This is a genomic window from Bacillus toyonensis BCT-7112 (genome assembly GCF_000496285.1).
In the GTDB taxonomy this organism is placed as follows: Bacteria; Bacillota; Bacilli; order Bacillales; family Bacillaceae_G; genus Bacillus_A; species Bacillus_A toyonensis.
This window is the reverse complement of the sequence record NC_022781.1, coordinates 1,254,837-1,274,884: the sequence shown is the minus strand read 5'-3', so window position 1 is coordinate 1,274,884 and position 20,048 is coordinate 1,254,837. Positions and strand designations below refer to the sequence as shown.

Here is a 20,048-nt window from a genome sequence, read left to right as displayed (position 1 = left end):
AAATTATATAACTCTTATCAAGAGCAGGTGGAGGGATTTGGCCCGATGAAGCCCAGCAACCGACCGTAATACCATTGTGAAATGGGGCGTTTATGACGCCAAAAGGCACGGTGCTAATTCCAGCAGAAAGTAAAATTTCTGGCAGATAAGAGGGGAGAAGATAAACTTCAAACCTCTTTCTTAGTGGAAAGAGGTTTTTCTGCGTTAGAAAAACCTCTGAATTTAAAAAGGAGGAAAAGACGATGGGATATTATTCATTAACAGAAGTAACAGCTGTACAATATGCGAAAGAACATGGATATTTTGACAAGAAGGCGAATGTAGTTTGTCATGAAATAGGAGATGGAAATTTAAATTACGTGTTCAAATTAGTTGATGGAGAGAGATCAATTATAATAAAACAAGCACTTCCATATGCGAAAGTAGTTGGTGAGAGCTGGCCGTTGTCTATAAAAAGAGCGACGATTGAAAGCAAGGCATTAAAAATTTTTGCGAAGTATGTACCAGATTATGTTCCGGTAGTGTACAGTCATGATGAAGAGTTAGCAGTTACAGTAATAGAAGACTTATCAAGACTAACAATTACAAGAAAAGGATTAATAGATGGAGAAGGATATCCACTTTTATCCCAGCATATCGGTCGTTTTCTAGCACATGTTTTATTTTATACTTCAGATTTCGGTTTACAGTCAGAAGAGAAAAGGATGCTAGAAGGTACATTTGTAAATCCAGACCTTAGTAAAATTACAGAAGATTTAGTTTTTACGGATCCGTTTGGACATTACGATACGAATGATTATGAGTCAGATTTACAGTCAGTGATTGATGAACTTTGGAGTGACAAAATTTTAAAACTAAAAGTAGCACAATATAAATATAAGTTTTTAACGAGAAAAGAAGCGCTTATTCATGGTGATTTACATACTGGTAGTATTTTTTCATCACCTTCTGAAACGAAAGTGATTGATCCAGAATTTGCAACGTACGGTCCATTTGGCTTTGATATCGGTCAATTTATCGCAAATCTATTATTAAATGCTTTATCGAGAGAAGAAGAAAAGAGAAGTGTACTATTTTTCCATATAGAAAAGACATGGAGTTATTTTGTAGAAACTTTTACGAAGTTATGGATTGGAGAAGGGGTAGAAGCATATACGAAAGAAAAACAATGGTTACCAATTATTTTGCAAAATATCTTTACTGATGCCGTCGGATTTGCCGGATGTGAACTGATTCGTAGAACAATTGGTTTAGCTCATGTAGCGGATTTAGATGAAATAGCAAATAAAGAAAGAAGAATTCAAGCTAAGAAGCAAGCGCTGTACTTAGGAAAAGAACTAATAAAATATGAATCTAAGTGTGCTGATATTCAACTGTTTCGAACATTATTTCAACAGACAGTTTCAGGAGGCATAAAAGCATGAGTACATTTGTAACTGTTCCGAGGTCTGTAAGTTGGAAAGGTGATGCAATTGCGGTATTAAATCAAACAAAGTTGCCGTATAGTACAGAATATAAAACGTTGACGACTATTGAAGAGGTATGGAAAAGTATTGTAATGCTAGAAGTACGCGGAGCACCCGCAATTGGAATTGTAGCAGCATTTGGTTTGGCGCTTGCATCAAAAAAATATAACACGATACATATTGAAGAATTTCAGAAGATATTTAATAGAGATTGTAACTATTTAGGGACATCACGACCGACGGCAGTGAATTTGTTTTGGGCAATTGATCGTATGAGAGAATCTATTCGAGAGATTATTACAATAAAAGAAGCGCAAAAAACATTAGAAGAAGAAGCGCTTCGCATTCAGCAGGAAGATGAAGAGGTATGCCGGAGTATTGGGGAACATGCGTTAACATGCTTTACAGACGGTGATAACATTTTAACAATTTGTAATGCTGGAAGTATTGCAACTGCAAGGTATGGTACTGCATTAGCGCCGTTTTATATCGGGAAAGAAAAAGGTGTACACTTACATGCGTATGCATGTGAAACGAGACCGGTTTTACAAGGTGGCCGTTTAACGACATGGGAGTTAAAGCAAGCGGGTATTGATGTGACGCTTATTACAGATAATACGGCAGCTCATGCAATTCGTACGAAAGAAATTGATGCAATTATCGTAGGGGCAGATCGAATTGTCGCAAATGGAGATACGGCAAATAAAATCGGAACAATGAATTTAGCTATATTAGCAAAGTATTTCGAAATTCCATTTTACGTTGCAGCTCCGTTATCTACGTTTGATATTACGAAACAAACAGGTACCGAAATTGTTATTGAAGAAAGAGATGAAACAGAAGTTACGAAAATTTTTGGCAAACAAGTGGCACCGATTGGTACAGATGTTTATAATCCTGCATTTGACGTAACACCGCATGAATTAATTACAGGTATTATTACTGAGAAAGGTATTATACGTGGAGATTATGAGCGAGAAATTGCATCATTATTTGAAAAACAAGCTAATACATAATAGCTTGTTTTTTATGCCTAAATGTGCCTTTTCCCCTTATTTATATAATGAAAGGAGGAGAGAAGGATGGAAGAGTGGATCGGGATGATAGGTAATGTAGGCTTTCCAATTGTTGTAACATTATATTTACTCCATCGGATTGAAAGTAAATTAGATGGGATAACTGTTGCGATAGAGAAACTGCCACAGCAATTACTAAAGTACGATGATCCTCGTGATAAAAAATAAAGTTTGCTCTTCGTGAGCAAACTTTATTTTTTTATCACGCATTAACTGCCCGTAAAAGCCCGATTGGTGAGGGCTACGAATCAGTGGGGGATGAAGCCCCACTGATTAAAGTTTCACTTTATTGAGCAATATAACCACCATCGATAACGACAGCTTGACCAGTTATGCCTTTTGCTTTTTCACTCGCTAAAAACATAGCATAATCAGCAATTTCTTGTACTTGTAATAAACGTTTTTGTGGTACAAGTGGATAAATGACATCTTCTAAAACATTTTCAAGCGGTACATTTCGTGTAGTAGCTAAGTCTTGTAGTTGATTACGTACAAGAGGGGTATCGACATAACCAGGGCAAAGTGCATTAACAGTAATTCCATGGGTAGCACCTTCTAATGCGGCAACTTTTGTCAGTCCAATTACGCCATGTTTTGCGCTATTGTAGGCAGCTTTTCCGGCGAATCCGACAAGGCCATTAATAGAAGCGACGTTAATAATCCGGCCGTATTTTTGTTTTTTCATAATAGGAAAAGCGTGTTTGATGGCGATAAATGGAGCGATTTGCATAATTTTAATAAGAAGCTCGAATTTCTCAGTTGGAAAATCTTCAATCGGTGAAACATGTTGCATTCCTGCATTGTTAATTAATACGTCTAATGAACCGAAATGACTAACTGTTTGAGAAAGCGCTACTGTAATTTCTTCTTCAGATGTAACGTCACATTGTAAACCGATAGCTTGAAAGCCTTCTTTTTGTAATTGCTCAGCAGCTTCTTTCGCACGATCTTCAAGGCGATCAGTAATAACAACTTTTGCGCCTTCTTTTGCAAAGGTATTCCCCATTTCATAACCAATACCACTCGCAGCACCTGTTAAAAAGACAACTCGATTTGTAACCATGATGAAAAACACTCCTTCATAATAAAAGTTCCCTCATTGCTCTATTTAGAGGGGGAACTACGAAATTCCTGCAAACATTTGGAAAAAATCCGTTAGCTATCTTGTAAAACAAGATAGTGGGAGGATTTCAATTATGTCGACAAGTCAAATGCTGAAAGGGATTTTAGAAGGATGCTTACTTGCTATTATTTCTGAAGGTGAAATATACGGTTATGAAATGAGTGAAAAGCTAGCGAAGTATGGTTTTACAATGGCGAGTGAGGGAAGTATTTATCCGTTGTTAATACGGATGCAAAAAGAGGGGCTAATATCAAGTGTAATGAAGGAATCTCCATCTGGTCCAAAAAGGAAGTATTATACGTTAACAGAAAAGGGAGAAGATGAACTGGATGAATTTATGGGTCGCTGGGAAGCGATGCAAAGTAGTGTAGAACGTCTACTTGAAGGGAAGGGAAGAAAATAATGCTATCAAGTGAAGCACAAAAGTTTTTGTTAGATATGAGATTGTTTTTGACCGCAAAGAGTGTGAAAGAAAGCGATATGGAAAGCTTTTTAGAAGATGCAGAGTTGCATTTAATAGAAGGTGAGAGTGACGGGAAAAGTGTAGAAGAAATTTTTGGAAGTTCGCCGAAAGAATATGCTAATGAACTTGTAAAAGTGATGGAAAGAGATAGACAGGAAACGTGGAAGCAAATTGGTTTTACAGTAATGAATATCGTAGCATTTTGGATTATTGCTTCTATTTTAATAGTGAATAACGGAAAGTTACAAATTTCACTTATTCAGTGCATTGGTTATAGTTTCACATTAATGTTAGCTGTGTTAGGCCCTAATTTTTTGCTTCGTAAAATGACCTTTGTAACAAGCTTTACAAAAACGTGGTTTTCTATGTGGTCTTTAGTCATGATTGCTCCAATGTTTTTATTAGGAGTTGTTACGATATTAGATGTAATATATCCTACAAAGATGGTTACATTCACCCAAATGCAAAGTTATATGTTAGCTGGTGGGATCTTTATCATGACAGTAGCTATAAACATGTATTTTGAAGGATGGTTTAAAAACTTATATTTAATTATTCCTCTTTCTATTATGTTAGTATTTCAAGCATTTACATCAGAAGATCTCATGCCAATGTTATTTCAGATTATATGTTTATACGGAAGTTTATTTATTTTAATTTTCGTTGAAATTATGATGAAGACGAATAGAAGAGAAACGGTTAATTAAGGGAGGGGTTATAATGAAGGTTTCTAAAGAAGGAGAAGAGTTTTTAATCGATACGAAAGTATATTTAATAACAAAAGGGATTAAAGAAGAAGATGTGGACGCTTTTCTAGAAGATGCAGAACTTCATTTAATAGAAGGTGAAAAAAAGGGGAAGACGGTAAGTGATATATTTGGTGATTCACCAAAAGAGTATGCAGAAGAATTGGTGAAAGAGATGGAGAAGGATAAAAGCGGGAGTATAAAAAGTATTTTAGGAATGATTATTGGTATTGGTGGATACTGGTTAGTTACAAATATTTTATTTGAAAGTCCGAATCATGAATTTACATTAACGAATGTACAATTGATTGGATACCCAATTGTTTTAATGATTACTATTGTGGGTATTATTTTTGCTTTTAAGATGTCATCATTTAAAAGCAAAATAAAAGAATTTAGCATTATTTATGTAGCAGCTTTGCTACCAATTTTATTACTAGTATTATTAATGTTTATGAATAAATGGTATGGGACACCTGTATTGCAATTAACTACTATACAAAGTTACATACTAGCTGGAATTGTCTTATTAGTATTGTTAATTGGGGAAGCGTACATACTTGGATGGATTGGAATGCTAGTTGTTATTATACCGCTATTAATTATGTTTGTATTTAAAGAATTAGGAAAGCAAAACCCATATTGGGGAATACTAGAGCCTTTACTTCTGTATGGAAGTTTATATGTATTAATGCGATGGTCTTTAAAAAATGAAGAGCAAAAAACTGTAAACTAGTGTTTTACTGATATTGAGCGAACGGAATATTTTATTGAGAGGGGAACAAATATGCAAAGTATATTTCTAGGTATATTATCTATTATATTTCTAGGTTTAACAATTTTCGGGCTATATACTACCTTTTCGAAAAAGGTACATGATAACTATTTTGATACTTTATTAGATGACACATCAGGATATATTTTGTTCTTCGGGTTAATAGGAAAAAGGCTGCTCTGGATATGCAAAAAATTATTTCCAAAGAAATATTATATAGGGATTTTTAGAGGGATTACATTTACGTTTAGTTGTCTATTTTTATTTCTAGCAGCCGGGACTTGGTTTGTTGATTAAATAAGTTGTTTTAAACAGTAATAAGATTGTTACTGTTTTTTTCTTTGTAATAAAGAGCTTTGTAAAGAGAGTTCTTTTTGTTCGTTTGTTAATAAGGAATGAATATGGACGTTTTCTGGGCGGGGGACTATAGGGTACATCAGATTTGATGGAGAAGGGTGGTGTTCCGAGCCAGTTGGAGAATGAGGATCTGCATGTGTAAGTTTTCCGTGAACGCGCCTTGTGAATAAAATATGGCCAATTTCGTGAGCGAGCGTATATATATTTTTCATAGGAGCGGCTGAATTTGTTAAAACGATATAACCAGTAAGTTGTTGTTGTTTAGCTAAAGAGTAAGCACAGGCAATTACTGCTGTTTCTTTAAAATAATCACTGCCAATATAACAAATATAAAGATCACATTCTGGAGCTTCATTTACACACGTTTGGAAAAAGGCTGCTAATTTTTCCTGACTTTGAATAGAATTTTTATAACTAATTTCACGGTCTGAAAAACGAAAAAGCTCATTTAATACAATTACTTCTTGAATTTGAAATGTAATGGGGTGCCAAATTGATTCTGCGACTGCTAAATCTTTTGCGATACGGTCTTCAGAAATGTTGGCGCCTGGCGTAATGCAAATACATATATTGACGTATGGATCCATAGGGAACACCTCAAATGAAAAAATTCTTCCTATAATATATGTGAGAAAAAGGTGCTATGTATGGATAAACGCCTTGTTTATTACATGAATATATAGACTACAAGTCGAAAAAATTTCATAGTTCTATAACGTAGTATGGTCATCTTTTTGATATAGTAAAGGAAAGGGGGAGAATATATGTATACATTAAAAATCGTTTCAGACAGAGAAGCTCTTTATCAATTTGCGAGTTATGTAAAAGTTGTGCAAGGGGTTGAAGATGTATATGTAGAGGTGGGAGAACCTGTATATGAACATCCATTAATGAAGTTTTACGTACATATTAAGCTGGGGGAAACATATGATCAACATAAAGCGTTACAAGAAATAGCAAGATTAGTAGAATTGGGGCGTTTTACATACGTTCATTATCGTAATGATGAAATTGAAGAAGCTTTTGAAGCTGTAAAATATGAAAGTTTTAAGAAATAAAGTGAAAAAAGGGAGCGAAAGCTTCCTTTTTTTCTTGAAATTTACATCAACAAAATGAGAAAAATTTTGTTATGATAAGGGAGGGTGAGGAAAGGAGAGTTTACATATTGGGGTATATTGAAGAGTTACGTAAAGTCGTTGGTACAAGGCCACTTATTTTAGTAGGATCAGCAATTATTATATTAAATGATAGGCAAGAAGTATTGCTTCAATATCGTTCAGACACATATGATTGGGGTGTACCTGGCGGAGCGATGGAGCTAGGAGAAACGACAGAAGAAACTGCTCGCAGAGAACTATTTGAAGAGACGGGACTAAACGCGAAAATTATGCAATTTATCGGGGTTCTTTCGGGAAAAGAAGTGTACTTCCAATATCCAAATGGAGATGAAATTTTTAATGTCATTCATCTGTATCAGGGGCATCATGTGAGTGGGGAAGTTAAGCTTGATCATGAAGGATTACAGCTTCAATATTTTCCGGTAGATAAGTTACCGAATTTGAATAAAACAACAGAGAAGATTTTACAAAAATTCCTATACGCATTAACAGAATAGAAGGTTAATTCCTTCTATTTTTATTATATTAAATATTTTGATTTTTTAGTATGTTTATAGTATGATAGTTTTAGATATACATCTTATGGAATTTCACCTAAAAACTGACTAGGGTACATAAGAGAGGGGCAAGTACAAAATGCATAATGTTGTCATTACAGCTGCAGTTCGTTCACCAATTGGAACTTTCGGAGGAGCACTAAAAAATATAACACCAGTAGAATTAGCTGTTCCTGTACTTCAGGAAGCTGTAAAACGAGGCGGGGTAGAACCACATGAAGTTGATGAAGTAATTTTAGGTCATTGTATTCAAAGAACTGATGAAGCAAATACGGCGAGAACGGCTGCATTAGCGGCAGGATTTCCTGACACAGTTACGGGCTATACAATCCAACGCCAATGTTCTTCAGGTATGCAAGCAATTATGTCAGCTGCAATGCAAATTCAATTAGGTGTGAGTGATGTTGTTATTGCAGGTGGAGTAGAAGCGATGAGTTCGAGCCCTTATGCATTGAAACAGCACCGCTGGGGACAACGTCTACAGCACGGAGAAATTCGTGATACGGTGTGGGAAGTGCTAGAAGATCCGATTCATCATATTATGATGGGTGAAACAGCGGAAAATTTAGTTGAACAATATGAAATTACAAGAGAGGAACAAGATGAAGTTGCGCTTCGCAGTCATACATTGGCACTACAAGCAATCGAGTCTGGATACTTTGACGATCAAATTGTTCCTATTACAATAAAAGAGCGTAGAAAAGAAATTGTATTTTCTAAGGATGAACATCCGCGTGCAGATATTACAGCGGAAAAATTAGCTGGATTAAAACCAGCTTTCCGTAAAGATGGATCTGTAACGGCAGGGAATGCATCTGGTCTTAATGACGGAAGTGCAGTTCTAGTATTAATGAGTGAAGAAAAAGCGAAAGAAAAAGGCTTACAACCGTTAGCTAGAATTGTTGGCTATTCAGTAGCTGGAGTAGATCCTAAAATTATGGGAATTGGACCAGCACCAGCAATTCGTAAAGGATTAGAAAAAGTAGATTGGTCATTAGAAGATGCAGATTTACTTGAAATTAATGAAGCTTTCGCTGCGCAATACCTAGCTGTAGAGAAAGAATTAGGTTTAGACCGTGAAAAAGTGAATGTAAACGGTAGTGGTGTAGGACTTGGACACCCAATCGGTTGTACAGGAGCTCGTATCACTGTAAGTTTAATTCATGAATTAAAAAGACGTGGATTAGAAAAAGGAATTGCCTCTTTATGCGTCGGTGGCGGTATCGGGGTTGCCTTATTTATAGAAGCGTTATAAAAAAGAAGCAGCGTTTGCTGCTTCTTTTTTACGACTCAAATAGATGATGGAATAATCGATCGCGATTTTCAAAGAAAAGTTTCGTCGTTTGATAATGCTCCGTTTCTTCTAAAGATGATTCGTGAATCCCCTCTTGTGTTAAAGAATATATAGTAGATTCAGGATAAGCCATTAATATAGGGGAATGCGTGGCAATAACAAATTGTGAACCTTGTTCAGCTAGTTCGTGCATTCGAATGAGCATGGAAAGTTGTCTCATCGGGGATAAAGCTGCCTCAGGCTCATCTAAAATGTATAAACCTTGTCCTGAAAAACGGTTCATAAATAAGGAGAAAAATGATTCGCCATGTGATTGTTTGTGTAGTGAGATACCACCATATGAGTCAATAACTGGATTTCCGCGTGCTTCTGGATCAGCATCCATTTCATCGATATAAGAAGCGACGTTATAAAATGATTCAGCGCGAAGAAAGAAACCATCGCTTGGTGTATTAAAACTTTTTGAAATTCGAAGATATTCATGTAAAGATGAATGTGAATTATTTGTGCTAAAACGGAAATTCTTCGTTCCACCTTCAGCATTAAAACCTAAAGCAATTGCAATTGCTTCAAGTAGTGTTGATTTACCTGTTCCGTTTTCTCCAATAATGAATGTTACATTTGGATGGAAAAGGAGCGATTGTAATGTTCGAATAGCGGGTAAACAGTAAGGATATGCGGAAAAGCTAGGGATATCTTCTTTTTTTAATGTGACACTTTTTAAAAAGGGTACGTCAATCAATATATAAACCTCAATTCATAACGGATTTTGATTTAAAAAAAGCAAAAAATACAAGTGTAAGACGACTTGCTAATAAAGTGCGCCAAAACCGAGATTTTCCCAGCCGAACGTCATTCTCTGCAATATAAAAATGGAAAGAACGCTTATAAAGCCAACGAGAGCAGGCGTATATTTTATAATTTTTAAGTTCTTCCATAGAAAAAAGAAAAGTGTTAATGACATGAGAACTCCCATTTTATTTTCTGAATATTTCATGAGGATTATAACATGGAAACTATCATATTCCAATGTGAAAATAAACATTGCATGAAGGTCAATTCTCTCGTTATGATAGATGATATTCTATTGGAAATATGAAAAGGAGTTAAAATATGCCGTTTACATTTGCGCATCCAGCAGCTGTTCTCCCTTTTTCTAAAAAGCAGGTTAATTATATTTCAGTAACGGCTCTTATATTAGGTAGTATGGCACCTGACTTTGAATATTTTTTACACTTTAGACCGTATGGCGTGATTGGACATACGTGGCTTGGGTTCTTATATTTAAATTTACCTCTTGTCTTTCTATTAGCATACATATATCATTACATTTTAAAAAAGCCGTTTATAACACATTTAGCTAAACCATTTGCTGGCTACTATACATATGCAGTAGATGAGAGGTGGGGACTTCATACATGGAAGGATTTCTTTGTATTTTGCTATTCTGCTTTATTTGGTATGCTCACGCATGTTGTTTGGGATGCGTTTACTCATAATACAGGCTACTTCGTTATGGAAATACCATTGTTACAAAGAGAATTACATAGTATTCCGGTGTATAAATATATGCAACATGGGAGTACATGTGTTGGTTTATTATTACTATTACACGTACTATGGAAGTATAAAGATGAAACAGGGAAAGATATTATTATAGCTTCAGAAAAAAGGAAGTATTGGGTTTCGGCAATCATTGTGGCAACTATTATATTTATCGTTCACGCGTTCGTAAATCCCTATTTTCATATTTTCCAAATAGGGGGTATAATAGTATCTGGACTGACAAGTTCGTTTTGTGGACTTCTTATTGTTTCTATAGTTTACAAGACTAGGGACTAATTTATTTTAATGAATGATAGTGTTAGGAGAAATTAAATGATGAAAGCATGGAAAAGTATTTTTGTTTTATGTAGTTTTCTTCTTATGTTAAGTGGTTGCTTCCATCAAGAAGAAAAGAAAGCTGAACCGAAGAAGAAAGAATCTATTCCTGAAACAAAAGAATATGGTGGGCGTGAGCTAAAAAAAATTGGGCAAAAAGTGAAAGAAACAGGATGGGGTACTTTCAAGTTAGAGCAGATACATTCTGTGAATCAAACATTTGAAGTAGCACCAATGAAAATTCATGTACAAGATGTGAAAGTAATCTCTTTATCACAAATGAGTGAAGACGCAAAAAATACATTAAAAGCATATACGGCATTAACTCCTGACGAAGTAAAGCGTAGATTGGGCGATAAGGTAAGTCAAGAAGATGCTGAATTATATGCATCGCTAAGTGGAACAGAGATTAGTGATACGATTCGTTACGTTGAAATTACATATAAGGTGGAAAATAGCGGGAATAAAAATATGCAATTTTTCTCTATGAATGATGTTACGATTAATGATAAGCAACATTTTAAAGTAGCGACTCAAAACTTTTTATATGATGAAGATACGCTCGTTGGTACGAAAAATGTATCAAGAGAAGATTATAAGCCTGGTGAAACAAGAGATGGAATTATCGGTTTAATACTTGATGATGGAAAAGAAAAGGTAAAGGATATTAAATTTACAACGGATGATTTAATGGCAGGAGACACAGAAACACAAGAAACTGTTAAAGAATCACAAAGTTTTAACATTTCACTTTCTGAGTAATATGTTTTTAAAATGATATAAGGAAAAACAGTCAGCATTCTATATATTATGCTGACTGTTTTTTTATTTCTTTTATGTATGAATCTACATTTTGAAAAGGCACTTTAATTTTAAACGCATCTTTTTGTTCATTAAATTGTTTTTCATTATAGGGACCGAAACGTTTATTGTGCTTTACGTCAATAATCCAATAATGTTCACTTTTTTTATTTGCAATTGCTGCGTCAGGGTTATTTGGATCTGACTTTTCCTCTGTTTGTTTTACAATAATGTATTTATCATCCCAAGCGATGTCTGTAATTTTGGCAGGGATGTATTGTGTGGCATATACAGCATCTTGCGTAGGGAACAGTTCAAATGCATTTCCAGAAGTACGTATGAGTTCGTATTCATCGTTAATCGTATAAGATACATGGTTTGTATTTCCTGTACAAGCAGTTAATAGGACGGCGACGAATAGGATTATCCATTTTTTCAATATGGGAACCTCCTTTACAATGCTGTTGTAACACATTGTACAAGAAAAGTAAGAGAAACGCCAGTTTACAATGTTTTTTAGAAGTGGTACGATGTAACGGGTAAAGAAGGATACGAAGGAGTCGACATAAAATGAAGTTGAAGATGCATCGTCCAGCGCTTGTAATGAATCGCATAGGTGCTTCCCTAATTGACATGTTTTTAATCTCGGTTATGTATGGTGCAGTAGTAGCTGTTATGACCGGAAACTATAGTGCTATTTTTAATCGGTTTAATATAAGTTTCGGTGACTATAGATATGATCTCGCAGTAGTTTTCATATTAATGGTTCTATATTTTATTTTGTTACCTTTTATTTGGAACGGTGTTACACTTGGGAAAAAAATAACGAGAACAAAATTGATTTCATTGACGAGTGAAAAATTAACGTTGCAAACATTAACTTTACGATTTTTTGTATTGTTATTACCGAACATGTTGTTACTTGGAATTCCGTTAATATGCAACGTATATATGATGTTGTTCCGCAAAGATAATTGCGGTTTTCATGATTTAATTACAAAGACAAAAGTGATGAATCTAGTATAATAAAAAACCTTTTTATGCTTGTACATAAAAAGGATAGTTTTTTATTATGGAAGGATATTTTTCGAAGTAGAAAGTCCTTTTTCGATAGATTGAAAATTAAGAAAATGGTATAATAAATGAAAATAATATCTTTATATAATGAAGGGGGAAGTTGTAATGACGGGAGGTAGCATAATCTTTTGGGGGATTTTAATTTTCGTTGGTCTCGTTTTCGATCAGTGTAATAGTAAGAAAAAAGAAGGAGTAAAAAAGTAATCGCTTACAAATAAAAGAGTAACTTTTCTTGCTTGCAGACTAATCTTATAAAGGAGTATACTGAATGACGGTAAGACTTATAGAAGGGGTAATGAAAATGAAGCTTGCAGGAAAAGTTGCTATCGTAACTGGCGGTGGCATCGGTATTGGACGTAATACAGCTCTTTTGTTGGCTAAACAAGGCGCAAAAGTAATTGTGACGGACATTGATCAAGATAGTGGACAAGCAACAGTGGAGGAAATTACGAATCTAGGCGGAGAAGCCCTTTTTGTATCCTATGATATGGAAAAACAAGGAGATTGGCAACGTGTTATCAGTATTACTTTGAATGCATTCAGTCGCATTGATATGCTTTTTCAAAATGCTGGTTTATATAAAATAGATTCTATTTTTTCTCGCCAACAAGAGAACGATTCCAATGTACTTTGTATTAATGACGTTTGGATAGAGATAAAACAATTAACGTCATCTTTTATGAAACAGCAAGAAGAAGTGGTGCTTAGTGACTTACCGATTTTCGGTATTATTAGCACGAAAGGACAATCATTTCATACAGTAGAAGCCCTAGTATAATAATGAAAACCGCCCTCAATGTATGTGGACGGTTTTTTTGTATGTTATATACAAGAAAATTTTTTTAGCGAATACGTTGTTCGGTTTGGCTATCAAAGAAATGCGCTTTATTTAAATCAAATGCTAATTTAATTTGGTCTCCAGGTGAGAATATATGTCTTGCATCAACACGTGCTGCAAAATCTTGATTTCCAAGTTTCATATATAAAATGGATTCAGCACCTAACAACTCAGCAACTTCAATTTTTGATGTGAAAGTAGTAGATTGTGAAGCCTCTAAAAATAGTAGTTCATCATGAATATCTTCAGGACGAATTCCTAAAACGATTTCCTTATTTACATAACCTTGTTCACGTAATAATTTCATTTTTCCTTCAGATACTTTGATTTTCAATGAATTATCTATAACGAAATCAGTTTCAGTTAATGTACCACGGAAGAAATTCATAGCTGGAGAGCCAATAAATCCGCCAACAAAAATGTTTTCAGGTGGTTCATATACTTCTTTTGGAGTTCCAATTTGTTGAATCTTTCCGTCCTTCATAACAACAAGACGGGAAGCCATTGTCATTGCTTCTGTTTGATCATGTGTTACATAAATTGTCGTTGTTCCAAGGCGATGGTGTAACTTAGAAATTTCTGAGCGCATTGCAACACGGAGTTTTGCATCTAAGTTTGATAATGGTTCATCCATTAAGAAAACTTTCGCGTCTCGAACGATTGCTCTACCTAACGCAACACGTTGGCGTTGTCCACCTGATAACGCTTTTGGTTTTCTATCTAAATATTGTTCAAGCCCTAAAATTCGTGCGGCATCTTTCACACGACGATCGATTTCATCTTTTGGTATTTTTCGAAGCTTTAATCCAAATGCCATATTATCATATACACTCATATGTGGATAAAGAGCATAGTTTTGGAAAACCATTGCGATATCACGATCTTTTGGAGGAACATCATTCATTAGCTTACCATCAATTGAAAATTCTCCTTTTGAAATATCTTCAAGTCCAGCTACCATTCGTAATGTTGTAGATTTTCCGCATCCAGAAGGACCAACAAATACGATAAACTCTTTATCTTGAATGTGTAAATTAAAATCTGTTACAGCGGTTACGTTATTATCATATATTTTATAAATGTTTTCTAATTTCAGTTCTGCCATGGTATTTCCCCCTAGAAAAAATTATGCAAACGTTTTCTTTGAATTTATTATAAACGAATAGATTCAAAAAATAAATAAAAAATAAAACGTTTTCATTTATTCGAGTGATATGTAGTAGTTTTCATATGTTTTCCTAGAAAAAGAAGGATAAAAATTGTAAGCGCTATTTTAAATTAAGATAGAATCTGTTATCATTCATTAGTGAAAACGTTTGCGCCTTGGGAGAAAGAGAAGAATGAATTACTAATGAAATGGGGTAGCATAATGGAAAAACAATGGTGGAAAGAAAGTGTAGTATATCAAATTTATCCTCGTAGCTTTTTGGATAGTAATGGTGATGGTATAGGGGATCTTCGTGGTATTATTTCAAAGCTAGATTACTTAAAAGAATTAGGGATTGATGTAATTTGGTTATCGCCAGTCTATGAATCTCCAAATGATGATAATGGTTATGATATAAGTGATTATTGTAAAATTATGAACGAGTTCGGAACAATGGAAGATTGGGATGAGCTATTACATGAAATGCATGAACGTAATATGAAACTTATGATGGATTTAGTTGTTAATCATACTTCTGATGAACATAATTGGTTTATTGAATCACGTAAATCAACAGATAATAAATATAGAGATTACTATATATGGCGTTCTGGAAAAGAAGGGAAAGAGCCGAATAACTGGGGAGCAGCTTTTAGTGGATCTGCATGGCAATATGATGAAATGACAGATGAGTATTATTTACATCTGTTTTCTAAAAAACAGCCGGATTTAAATTGGGATAATGAACAGGTAAGACAAGATGTTTATGAAATGATGAAGTTTTGGTTAGAAAAAGGAATTGATGGATTCCGCATGGATGTTATCAATTTTATTTCTAAAGAAGAAGGTTTACCGACTGTTGAAACAGAAGAAGAGGGGTATGTTTCAGGTCATAAGCATTTTATGAACGGTCCAAACATTCATAAATATTTGCATGAAATGAATGAAGAAGTATTGTCTCATTATGATATTATGACGGTTGGTGAAATGCCTGGTGTAACGACAGAAGAAGCTAAATTGTATACAGGAGAAGCTAGAAAAGAACTACAAATGGTATTTCAATTTGAACATATGGATTTAGATTCAGGAGAAGGCGGAAAATGGGATGTAAAACCATGTCCACTTCTTACTTTAAAACAGAATTTAACAAAGTGGCAAAAAGCATTAGAGCATACAGGATGGAATAGCCTGTATTGGAATAACCATGATCAGCCACGCGTTGTATCTCGTTTTGGTAATGATGGGATGTATCGTACTGAATCTGCGAAAATGTTAGCGACGGTGCTTCATATGATGAAAGGAACACCATATATTTATCAAGGAGAAGAAATCGGAATGACTAACGTTCGATTCGAATCAATTGATGAATATCGAGATATTGAAACGCTAAATATGTATAAAGAAAAAGTGATAGACCGTGGTGAAGATAAAGAAAAAGTCATGGAATCTATTTATATAAAAGGTCGTGATAATGCTAGAACTCCGATGCAGTGGGATGATCAGTATCACGCTGGATTTACAACGGGTGAACCTTGGATTACGGTAAACCCTAATTACAAAGAGATTAATGTGAAACAAGCAATCCAAGACGAAGGATCAATTTTTTATTACTATAAGAAATTAATTGAGTTACGCAAAAATAATGAAATAGTTGTGTATGGATCGTATGATTTAATACTAGATAATAGCCCTTCTATTTTTGCTTATGTAAGAACATATGGAGAAGAAAAGCTACTTGTGATTGCAAACTTCACTGCGGATCAATGTGTATTTGAATTGCCTGAGAATATTGTTTATAGTGAATCAGAACTGTTAATACACAATTATGACTCGGAAAATGGATTAATGGAAAACGTTACATTGCGTCCATATGAAGCAATGGTGTATAAATTGAAATAAGAAAAAGCCTTATGTCCGAGCGGCATAAGGCTTTTTCTATTACCATTTTAATATTGAGAATCCGTGCGGTGGAAGTGTAACTTGTAATACACTTGCTTCTGCTGAAAATTCTTCGTTTGTATATATATTGACTATTTTCTTCCTTGTAATATGGATAGGGAGTGAAGCTGTAATTTCATCGTTAGTAGGATTTAAAACGAAAAAGATAGTTTCATCTCCATATGTTTTCGTATAAGAAATGTAATTATGTTCATCATTTGCTTCGATGAATTGGAATGTACCATGTCCTCCAAATGCTTTATATTGTTTTCGTAATGAAAGTAATGTTTGTATATGTGTAAATAATACATGGTCTTGTTCTTTTGTATCCCAAATCATACATTTGCGGCAATCCGGGTCCATGCCGCCATCCATACCGATTTCGTCTCCATAATAAATACAAGGAGAGCCGATGTAAGAAAGATGGAATACATAGAGTAACTTTAACTTATTTTTATCTCCGTTACATGTTGTTAATATTCTTGGTGTATCATGGCTGTCTAATAAATGAAATGCGGCTTCATTTATATTCATAGAGTAGGAATGTAGGGATTCTGTAATTTGTTTCATGAATTCACTTGCTTTAATGGAATTGTTAGCAAAGTAAGAAAGTAGAGCATTTGTAACAGGATAGCTCATGACAGCATCAAATTGATCTCCGTGTAGCCATGGGAGGGCGTCGTGCCAAATTTCTCCTAAAATATATATTTCAGGATTTAACGCCTTTATCTCACTTCGGAATTCTCTCCAAAAGCAGTGGTCAACTTCATTTGCTACATCAAGGCGCCAACCGTCTATATTGAATTCTCTTACCCAATAACGCCCTACTTCAAGTAAATATTCTTTTACATCTGGGTGTGCAGTATTTAATTTAGGCATATACGGTGTAAATGCGAAAGTATCATAATTAGGAAGTGGCTCGGTTATAATTGGGAATTCATGAATGTGGAACCACTCTTTATATGCTGACTTTTCACCATGTTCTAGTACGTCCTGGAATTTATCGAAAAAGTAGCCACTATGATTAAACACAGCATCGAGCATTACTTTTATACCGTGTTTATGACATGCCCCAACAAGTTCTTTGAAAGTTTCTTTCGTCCCGAATTGCGGATCGATTTCCATGTAGTCAATAGTGTCATATTTATGGTTTGAATGAGCTTTAAAAATAGGTGTGAAGTATATTCCGGAAATCCCAAGTTTAACAAGGTAATCAAGGTTTTGAATAATACCAGCAAAATCTCCTCCGAAAAAATTAGTTGGAGTTGGTTCGGTACTTCCCCAAGGGAGGGTGTTTGCTGGATTTAATGTGCTGTCCCCGTTAGCGAATCGTTCTGGGAAGATTTGATACCATACTGTGTCCTTAATCCAAGGTGGTGCCATGAAAACGTCTTTTGTATGAATGAATGGAAAGCAGAAAAAGTTACCGACATCGTCATCTGGAATGTTTGAGAAAAAGCCTCGTTCTGCATAAATAAGAGTTTCTGTCTCAGTTTTTAATTCGAATCCATAACGTAAGCGCTTAAATTTTGGTTCGATTGAAATGGACCAATAATCAAATAATGCAGTAGAACCAGTTTTGTTCATCGGCGTATTTGACGTAATCCATTTTCCATCTGTCCATTCGTAAGGGTCACCATAAATAAGAGTGGCGATTTGAACATCGTTTCTCTTAGTACGTATTCGGATGTGAATTGTTTTTTCATCGTAAGCGTATGCATAATTATCTTTCGGCCTATGGTAAACGGCTTCTTTAAGCATATAGAAAATCCCCCTTTAATATCTCTATACATATTATTCCCTTAAATGTAATAATAAAGCCTGTATTGCAAACGATTGCCTTTCTATTAGCTTTAATATTGCTTATAAGAGTAGTATTCATTTCATATAAAGTCAATGTATAAAGAGCATAATGACATTATTTTTAAAATTAATATTTGCAAAATGAATAAAAGAATGTATAATGATAGACAAATAGCGCAAACGTTTTCATAGATTTGAGATAAGGTTTGCGCTTCTATTAAACTTTCAAATGCAAACGTTTTCAATTAGTGAGGTACATAGACAATTTAGGGAGGTTTTTGGGGATGAAGAAAGCATTATCATTATTAACGGTTTCGGCATTATCAATTGGTATGTTATCTGCATGTGGGCCGAAAGATTCAGGGAAAAAAGAGGAAAGTAAAGCGAAGAAAGACTATGACCTTCTCGTTTGGGAAGATGATAAAAAAGGCGTTGGTTTAGAACCAGCAGTGAAAAGCTTTGAGGAAAAATATAAAGTAAAAGTAAAAGTTGTTGAAATGCAAATGACAGATCAAGTGAAGAAGTTACGTCTTGATGGACCAGCGGGGACTGGACCGGATGTTGTAACATTGCCACACGATCAAATCGGAAATGCAGTAACAGAGGGCTTACTTTCTGAAGTGAAAGCAGATGATGCTGTTAAGAGTAAGTTTACTGATTTATCAATAGAAGCACAGACATATAACGGGAAACTATATGGCTTACCAAAAGCGATTGAAACACCAGTCTTTATTTACAATAAAAAGTTTATGCAAAAAGCACCAGAAACAATGGACGAATTGTTTAACTTCTCAAAAGATTTTACAAAGGATGGCAAGTACGGATTTTTAACATTAGGAGATAATTTCTACTTTGCTAATGCATTCATGGCAGGTATGGGTGGTTATGTGTTTGGTGAAAAAGATGGAAAACCAAATGCAAGTGATGTTGGGTTAAATAATAGTGGTGCTGTACAAGGTGCTGAATATCTTCAGAAATGGTACAAAGAAAAACTATTCCCGAAAGGTATTATCGGTGAATCTGGTGGACCTGCTGCTGATGGATTATTTAATGAAGGAAAAGCAGCTTCTATCATGAACGGACCATGGGCGTTCCAAGCGATGGAAAAGAACGGAATTGATTATGGTGTTGCTCCAATGCCAAAATTACCAAATGGTCAACCGATGAAAACGTTCGTTGGGGTAAAAGGATGGCATGTAACAAGCTTCTCTAAACAAAATGATTTAGCTACTAAATTCACTGAATGGGTAACGAATGAAGAAAACGCGAAAATTAGATTTGAGAAAACGAAAGAAATTCCGCCAGTAAAATCAGTAATGGAAGATCCGATTATTAAAGATAACGAAGCTGCAAAAGCGGTTGCAACGCAATCAGAAAATGGAATTCCAATGCCAAACATTCCAGAAATGCAAGAAGTATGGAAACCAGCTGGAGATGCCCTTCAATTAGTTGTTACAGATAAAGAGGCGCCAAAAGCAGCTCTTGATAGTGCAGTGAAGCAAATTAAAGGTAATATTGAGGCAAATCATAACAAGAAAAAATAAGGTGAAGTTCGTGCCTCTAATATGAGGGGCACGAATTCTCTCCC

23 protein-coding genes, 1 pseudogene and 1 riboswitch are annotated in these 20,048 nt (G+C 34.9%); of the genes and pseudogenes, 17 read left to right on the top strand and 7 right to left on the bottom strand.

Annotated features, from left to right (window positions below; genetic code table 11):
• Positions 1 to 11: 11 nt before the first annotated feature.
• A riboswitch (SAM riboswitch) is annotated at positions 12 to 152 on the top strand.
• Between the two features lie 90 nt (positions 153 to 242).
• The 3 genes from mtnK to BTOYO_RS06435 all read left to right on the top strand — a co-directional run bounded on the left by mtnK (position 243) and on the right by BTOYO_RS06435 (position 2,710).
• Positions 243 to 1,424, top strand: a complete 1,182-nt coding sequence (mtnK, locus tag BTOYO_RS06445) for an S-methyl-5-thioribose kinase (protein WP_000542698.1) — start codon at positions 243 to 245, stop codon at positions 1,422 to 1,424.
• The gene (mtnA, locus tag BTOYO_RS06440) at positions 1,421 to 2,482 is read left to right on the top strand and encodes an S-methyl-5-thioribose-1-phosphate isomerase (RefSeq protein ID WP_000103030.1); all 1,062 of its coding nucleotides are present in this window, start codon (positions 1,421 to 1,423) and stop codon (positions 2,480 to 2,482) included. The genes mtnK and mtnA overlap by 4 nt, the downstream gene beginning before the upstream one ends.
• 66 nt (positions 2,483 to 2,548) lie before the next feature.
• A complete protein-coding gene (locus BTOYO_RS06435) occupies positions 2,549 to 2,710 on the top strand; it encodes a YvrJ family protein (protein WP_000393323.1) in 162 nt (53 codons plus the stop codon).
• A gap of 118 nt (positions 2,711 to 2,828) precedes the next feature.
• On the opposite strand, the gene BTOYO_RS06430 is transcribed toward BTOYO_RS06435, so the two are convergent.
• Complete coding sequence (locus BTOYO_RS06430) at positions 2,829 to 3,605, bottom strand: 3-hydroxybutyrate dehydrogenase (RefSeq protein WP_000258447.1); 777 nt, start codon at positions 3,603 to 3,605, stop codon at positions 2,829 to 2,831.
• A gap of 133 nt (positions 3,606 to 3,738) precedes the next feature.
• Here BTOYO_RS06430 and BTOYO_RS06425 point away from each other — a divergent pair, with 133 nt between their 5' ends.
• Genes BTOYO_RS06425 through BTOYO_RS06410 form a run of 4 tightly spaced genes read left to right on the top strand, consistent with a single transcriptional unit; the run spans position 3,739 to position 5,946 of the window.
• Complete coding sequence (locus tag BTOYO_RS06425) at positions 3,739 to 4,068, top strand: PadR family transcriptional regulator (RefSeq protein WP_000107973.1); 330 nt, start codon at positions 3,739 to 3,741, stop codon at positions 4,066 to 4,068.
• Positions 4,068 to 4,835, top strand: a complete 768-nt coding sequence (locus tag BTOYO_RS06420; protein WP_000952880.1) for a DUF1129 domain-containing protein — start codon at positions 4,068 to 4,070, stop codon at positions 4,833 to 4,835. Before BTOYO_RS06425 ends, BTOYO_RS06420 begins: the two co-directional genes overlap by 1 nt.
• Before the next feature lie 13 nt (positions 4,836 to 4,848).
• Positions 4,849 to 5,610 (top strand): DUF1129 domain-containing protein, encoded by a 762-nt coding sequence (locus tag BTOYO_RS06415; RefSeq protein ID WP_000868628.1) that lies wholly within the window; start codon positions 4,849 to 4,851, stop codon positions 5,608 to 5,610.
• Between the two features lie 51 nt (positions 5,611 to 5,661).
• Entirely contained in the window at positions 5,662 to 5,946 is a 285-nt protein-coding gene (locus BTOYO_RS06410) for a hypothetical protein (protein ID WP_001190630.1), read from the top strand.
• A gap of 29 nt (positions 5,947 to 5,975) precedes the next feature.
• Here BTOYO_RS06410 and BTOYO_RS06405 read toward each other — a convergent pair whose 3' ends face one another.
• Positions 5,976 to 6,593, bottom strand: a complete 618-nt coding sequence (locus BTOYO_RS06405) for an ImmA/IrrE family metallo-endopeptidase (protein ID WP_000371628.1) — start codon at positions 6,591 to 6,593, stop codon at positions 5,976 to 5,978.
• A 177-nt stretch (positions 6,594 to 6,770) separates the two neighbouring features.
• Between BTOYO_RS06405 and BTOYO_RS06400 the strand changes: the two genes are divergently transcribed.
• The 3 genes from BTOYO_RS06400 (at position 6,771) to BTOYO_RS06390 (ending at position 8,936) form a co-directional block, all read left to right on the top strand.
• A complete protein-coding gene (locus tag BTOYO_RS06400) occupies positions 6,771 to 7,064 on the top strand; it encodes a DUF3928 family protein (RefSeq protein WP_000288323.1) in 294 nt (97 codons plus the stop codon).
• A 107-nt stretch (positions 7,065 to 7,171) separates the two neighbouring features.
• A complete protein-coding gene (locus BTOYO_RS06395; protein WP_000540531.1) occupies positions 7,172 to 7,621 on the top strand; it encodes an NUDIX hydrolase in 450 nt (149 codons plus the stop codon).
• Positions 7,622 to 7,760: 139 nt separating this feature from the next.
• Positions 7,761 to 8,936 (top strand): acetyl-CoA C-acetyltransferase, encoded by a 1,176-nt coding sequence (locus BTOYO_RS06390; protein WP_000552062.1) that lies wholly within the window; start codon positions 7,761 to 7,763, stop codon positions 8,934 to 8,936.
• A 28-nt stretch (positions 8,937 to 8,964) separates the two neighbouring features.
• Here BTOYO_RS06390 and BTOYO_RS06385 read toward each other — a convergent pair whose 3' ends face one another.
• Complete coding sequence (locus BTOYO_RS06385) at positions 8,965 to 9,717, bottom strand: AAA family ATPase (RefSeq protein ID WP_000567990.1); 753 nt, start codon at positions 9,715 to 9,717, stop codon at positions 8,965 to 8,967.
• Positions 9,718 to 9,727: 10 nt separating this feature from the next.
• Positions 9,728 to 9,972, bottom strand: a pseudogene (locus BTOYO_RS28220) (hypothetical protein).
• Positions 9,973 to 10,088: 116 nt separating this feature from the next.
• Between BTOYO_RS28220 and BTOYO_RS06375 the strand changes: the two are divergent.
• Positions 10,089 to 10,817: a DUF4184 family protein gene (locus BTOYO_RS06375; RefSeq protein WP_001116885.1), complete on the top strand. Its 729-nt coding sequence runs from the start codon at positions 10,089 to 10,091 to the stop codon at positions 10,815 to 10,817.
• Between the two features lie 36 nt (positions 10,818 to 10,853).
• A complete protein-coding gene (locus BTOYO_RS06370) occupies positions 10,854 to 11,618 on the top strand; it encodes a hypothetical protein (protein WP_000973887.1) in 765 nt (254 codons plus the stop codon).
• 46 nt (positions 11,619 to 11,664) lie between these two features.
• On the opposite strand, the gene BTOYO_RS06365 is transcribed toward BTOYO_RS06370, so the two are convergent.
• Positions 11,665 to 12,096, bottom strand: coding sequence for a DUF3997 domain-containing protein (locus BTOYO_RS06365; protein ID WP_000758796.1), 432 nt, complete (start codon positions 12,094 to 12,096; stop codon positions 11,665 to 11,667).
• Positions 12,097 to 12,227: 131 nt separating this feature from the next.
• On the opposite strand from BTOYO_RS06365, the gene BTOYO_RS06360 reads away from it, so the two are divergent.
• The 3 genes from BTOYO_RS06360 to BTOYO_RS06350 all read left to right on the top strand — a co-directional run bounded on the left by BTOYO_RS06360 (position 12,228) and on the right by BTOYO_RS06350 (position 13,512).
• A complete protein-coding gene (locus BTOYO_RS06360; protein WP_000769093.1) occupies positions 12,228 to 12,683 on the top strand; it encodes an RDD family protein in 456 nt (151 codons plus the stop codon).
• 156 nt (positions 12,684 to 12,839) lie between these two features.
• Positions 12,840 to 12,938 carry a hypothetical protein gene (locus BTOYO_RS06355; protein WP_000145639.1) on the top strand — a complete coding sequence of 33 codons (99 nt, stop codon included), beginning with the start codon at positions 12,840 to 12,842 and terminating at the stop codon, positions 12,936 to 12,938.
• 64 nt (positions 12,939 to 13,002) lie between these two features.
• Positions 13,003 to 13,512 (top strand): SDR family NAD(P)-dependent oxidoreductase, encoded by a 510-nt coding sequence (locus BTOYO_RS06350; RefSeq protein WP_000218407.1) that lies wholly within the window; start codon positions 13,003 to 13,005, stop codon positions 13,510 to 13,512.
• A gap of 64 nt (positions 13,513 to 13,576) precedes the next feature.
• Here BTOYO_RS06350 and BTOYO_RS06345 read toward each other — a convergent pair whose 3' ends face one another.
• Positions 13,577 to 14,677, bottom strand: a complete 1,101-nt coding sequence (locus BTOYO_RS06345) for an ABC transporter ATP-binding protein (RefSeq protein ID WP_023441031.1) — start codon at positions 14,675 to 14,677, stop codon at positions 13,577 to 13,579.
• A 264-nt stretch (positions 14,678 to 14,941) separates the two neighbouring features.
• Between BTOYO_RS06345 and malL the strand changes: the two genes are divergently transcribed.
• Positions 14,942 to 16,618, top strand: a complete 1,677-nt coding sequence (gene malL / locus BTOYO_RS06340; protein ID WP_000415167.1) for an oligo-1,6-glucosidase — start codon at positions 14,942 to 14,944, stop codon at positions 16,616 to 16,618.
• 39 nt (positions 16,619 to 16,657) lie between these two features.
• Here the strand turns inward: malL and BTOYO_RS06335 are convergent, their stop codons facing one another.
• Entirely contained in the window at positions 16,658 to 18,418 is a 1,761-nt protein-coding gene (locus BTOYO_RS06335) for an alpha-glycosidase (protein ID WP_000910466.1), read from the bottom strand.
• A 326-nt stretch (positions 18,419 to 18,744) separates the two neighbouring features.
• Here BTOYO_RS06335 and BTOYO_RS06330 point away from each other — a divergent pair, with 326 nt between their 5' ends.
• On the top strand, positions 18,745 to 20,004 hold the full coding sequence (locus tag BTOYO_RS06330) for an extracellular solute-binding protein (protein WP_000709915.1): 1,260 nt from the start codon (positions 18,745 to 18,747) through the stop codon (positions 20,002 to 20,004).
• Positions 20,005 to 20,048: the final 44 nt, after the last annotated feature.

What these genes read in the sequence shown, in the direction of transcription:
- BTOYO_RS06345 (WP_023441031.1), bottom strand. Translation starts at nt 14,677, where the DNA reads ATGGCAGAACTGAAATTAGAAAACATTTATAAAATATATGATAATAAC.
- BTOYO_RS06405 (WP_000371628.1), bottom strand. Translation starts at nt 6,593, where the DNA reads ATGGATCCATACGTCAATATATGTATTTGCATTACGCCAGGCGCCAAC.
- BTOYO_RS06435 (WP_000393323.1), top strand. Translation starts at nt 2,549, where the DNA reads ATGGAAGAGTGGATCGGGATGATAGGTAATGTAGGCTTTCCAATTGTT.
- BTOYO_RS06350 (WP_000218407.1), top strand. Translation starts at nt 13,003, where the DNA reads ATGACGGTAAGACTTATAGAAGGGGTAATGAAAATGAAGCTTGCAGGA.
- BTOYO_RS06425 (WP_000107973.1), top strand. Translation starts at nt 3,739, where the DNA reads ATGTCGACAAGTCAAATGCTGAAAGGGATTTTAGAAGGATGCTTACTT.
- BTOYO_RS06400 (WP_000288323.1), top strand. Translation starts at nt 6,771, where the DNA reads ATGTATACATTAAAAATCGTTTCAGACAGAGAAGCTCTTTATCAATTT.
- BTOYO_RS06335 (WP_000910466.1), bottom strand. Translation starts at nt 18,418, where the DNA reads ATGCTTAAAGAAGCCGTTTACCATAGGCCGAAAGATAATTATGCATAC.
- BTOYO_RS06370 (WP_000973887.1), top strand. Translation starts at nt 10,854, where the DNA reads ATGATGAAAGCATGGAAAAGTATTTTTGTTTTATGTAGTTTTCTTCTT.
- BTOYO_RS06375 (WP_001116885.1), top strand. Translation starts at nt 10,089, where the DNA reads ATGCCGTTTACATTTGCGCATCCAGCAGCTGTTCTCCCTTTTTCTAAA.
- BTOYO_RS06430 (WP_000258447.1), bottom strand. Translation starts at nt 3,605, where the DNA reads ATGGTTACAAATCGAGTTGTCTTTTTAACAGGTGCTGCGAGTGGTATT.
- mtnA (WP_000103030.1), top strand. Translation starts at nt 1,421, where the DNA reads ATGAGTACATTTGTAACTGTTCCGAGGTCTGTAAGTTGGAAAGGTGAT.
- malL (WP_000415167.1), top strand. Translation starts at nt 14,942, where the DNA reads ATGGAAAAACAATGGTGGAAAGAAAGTGTAGTATATCAAATTTATCCT.
- BTOYO_RS06415 (WP_000868628.1), top strand. Translation starts at nt 4,849, where the DNA reads ATGAAGGTTTCTAAAGAAGGAGAAGAGTTTTTAATCGATACGAAAGTA.
- BTOYO_RS06355 (WP_000145639.1), top strand. Translation starts at nt 12,840, where the DNA reads ATGACGGGAGGTAGCATAATCTTTTGGGGGATTTTAATTTTCGTTGGT.
- mtnK (WP_000542698.1), top strand. Translation starts at nt 243, where the DNA reads ATGGGATATTATTCATTAACAGAAGTAACAGCTGTACAATATGCGAAA.
- BTOYO_RS06390 (WP_000552062.1), top strand. Translation starts at nt 7,761, where the DNA reads ATGCATAATGTTGTCATTACAGCTGCAGTTCGTTCACCAATTGGAACT.
- BTOYO_RS06420 (WP_000952880.1), top strand. Translation starts at nt 4,068, where the DNA reads ATGCTATCAAGTGAAGCACAAAAGTTTTTGTTAGATATGAGATTGTTT.
- BTOYO_RS06330 (WP_000709915.1), top strand. Translation starts at nt 18,745, where the DNA reads ATGAAGAAAGCATTATCATTATTAACGGTTTCGGCATTATCAATTGGT.
- BTOYO_RS06360 (WP_000769093.1), top strand. Translation starts at nt 12,228, where the DNA reads ATGAAGTTGAAGATGCATCGTCCAGCGCTTGTAATGAATCGCATAGGT.
- BTOYO_RS06410 (WP_001190630.1), top strand. Translation starts at nt 5,662, where the DNA reads ATGCAAAGTATATTTCTAGGTATATTATCTATTATATTTCTAGGTTTA.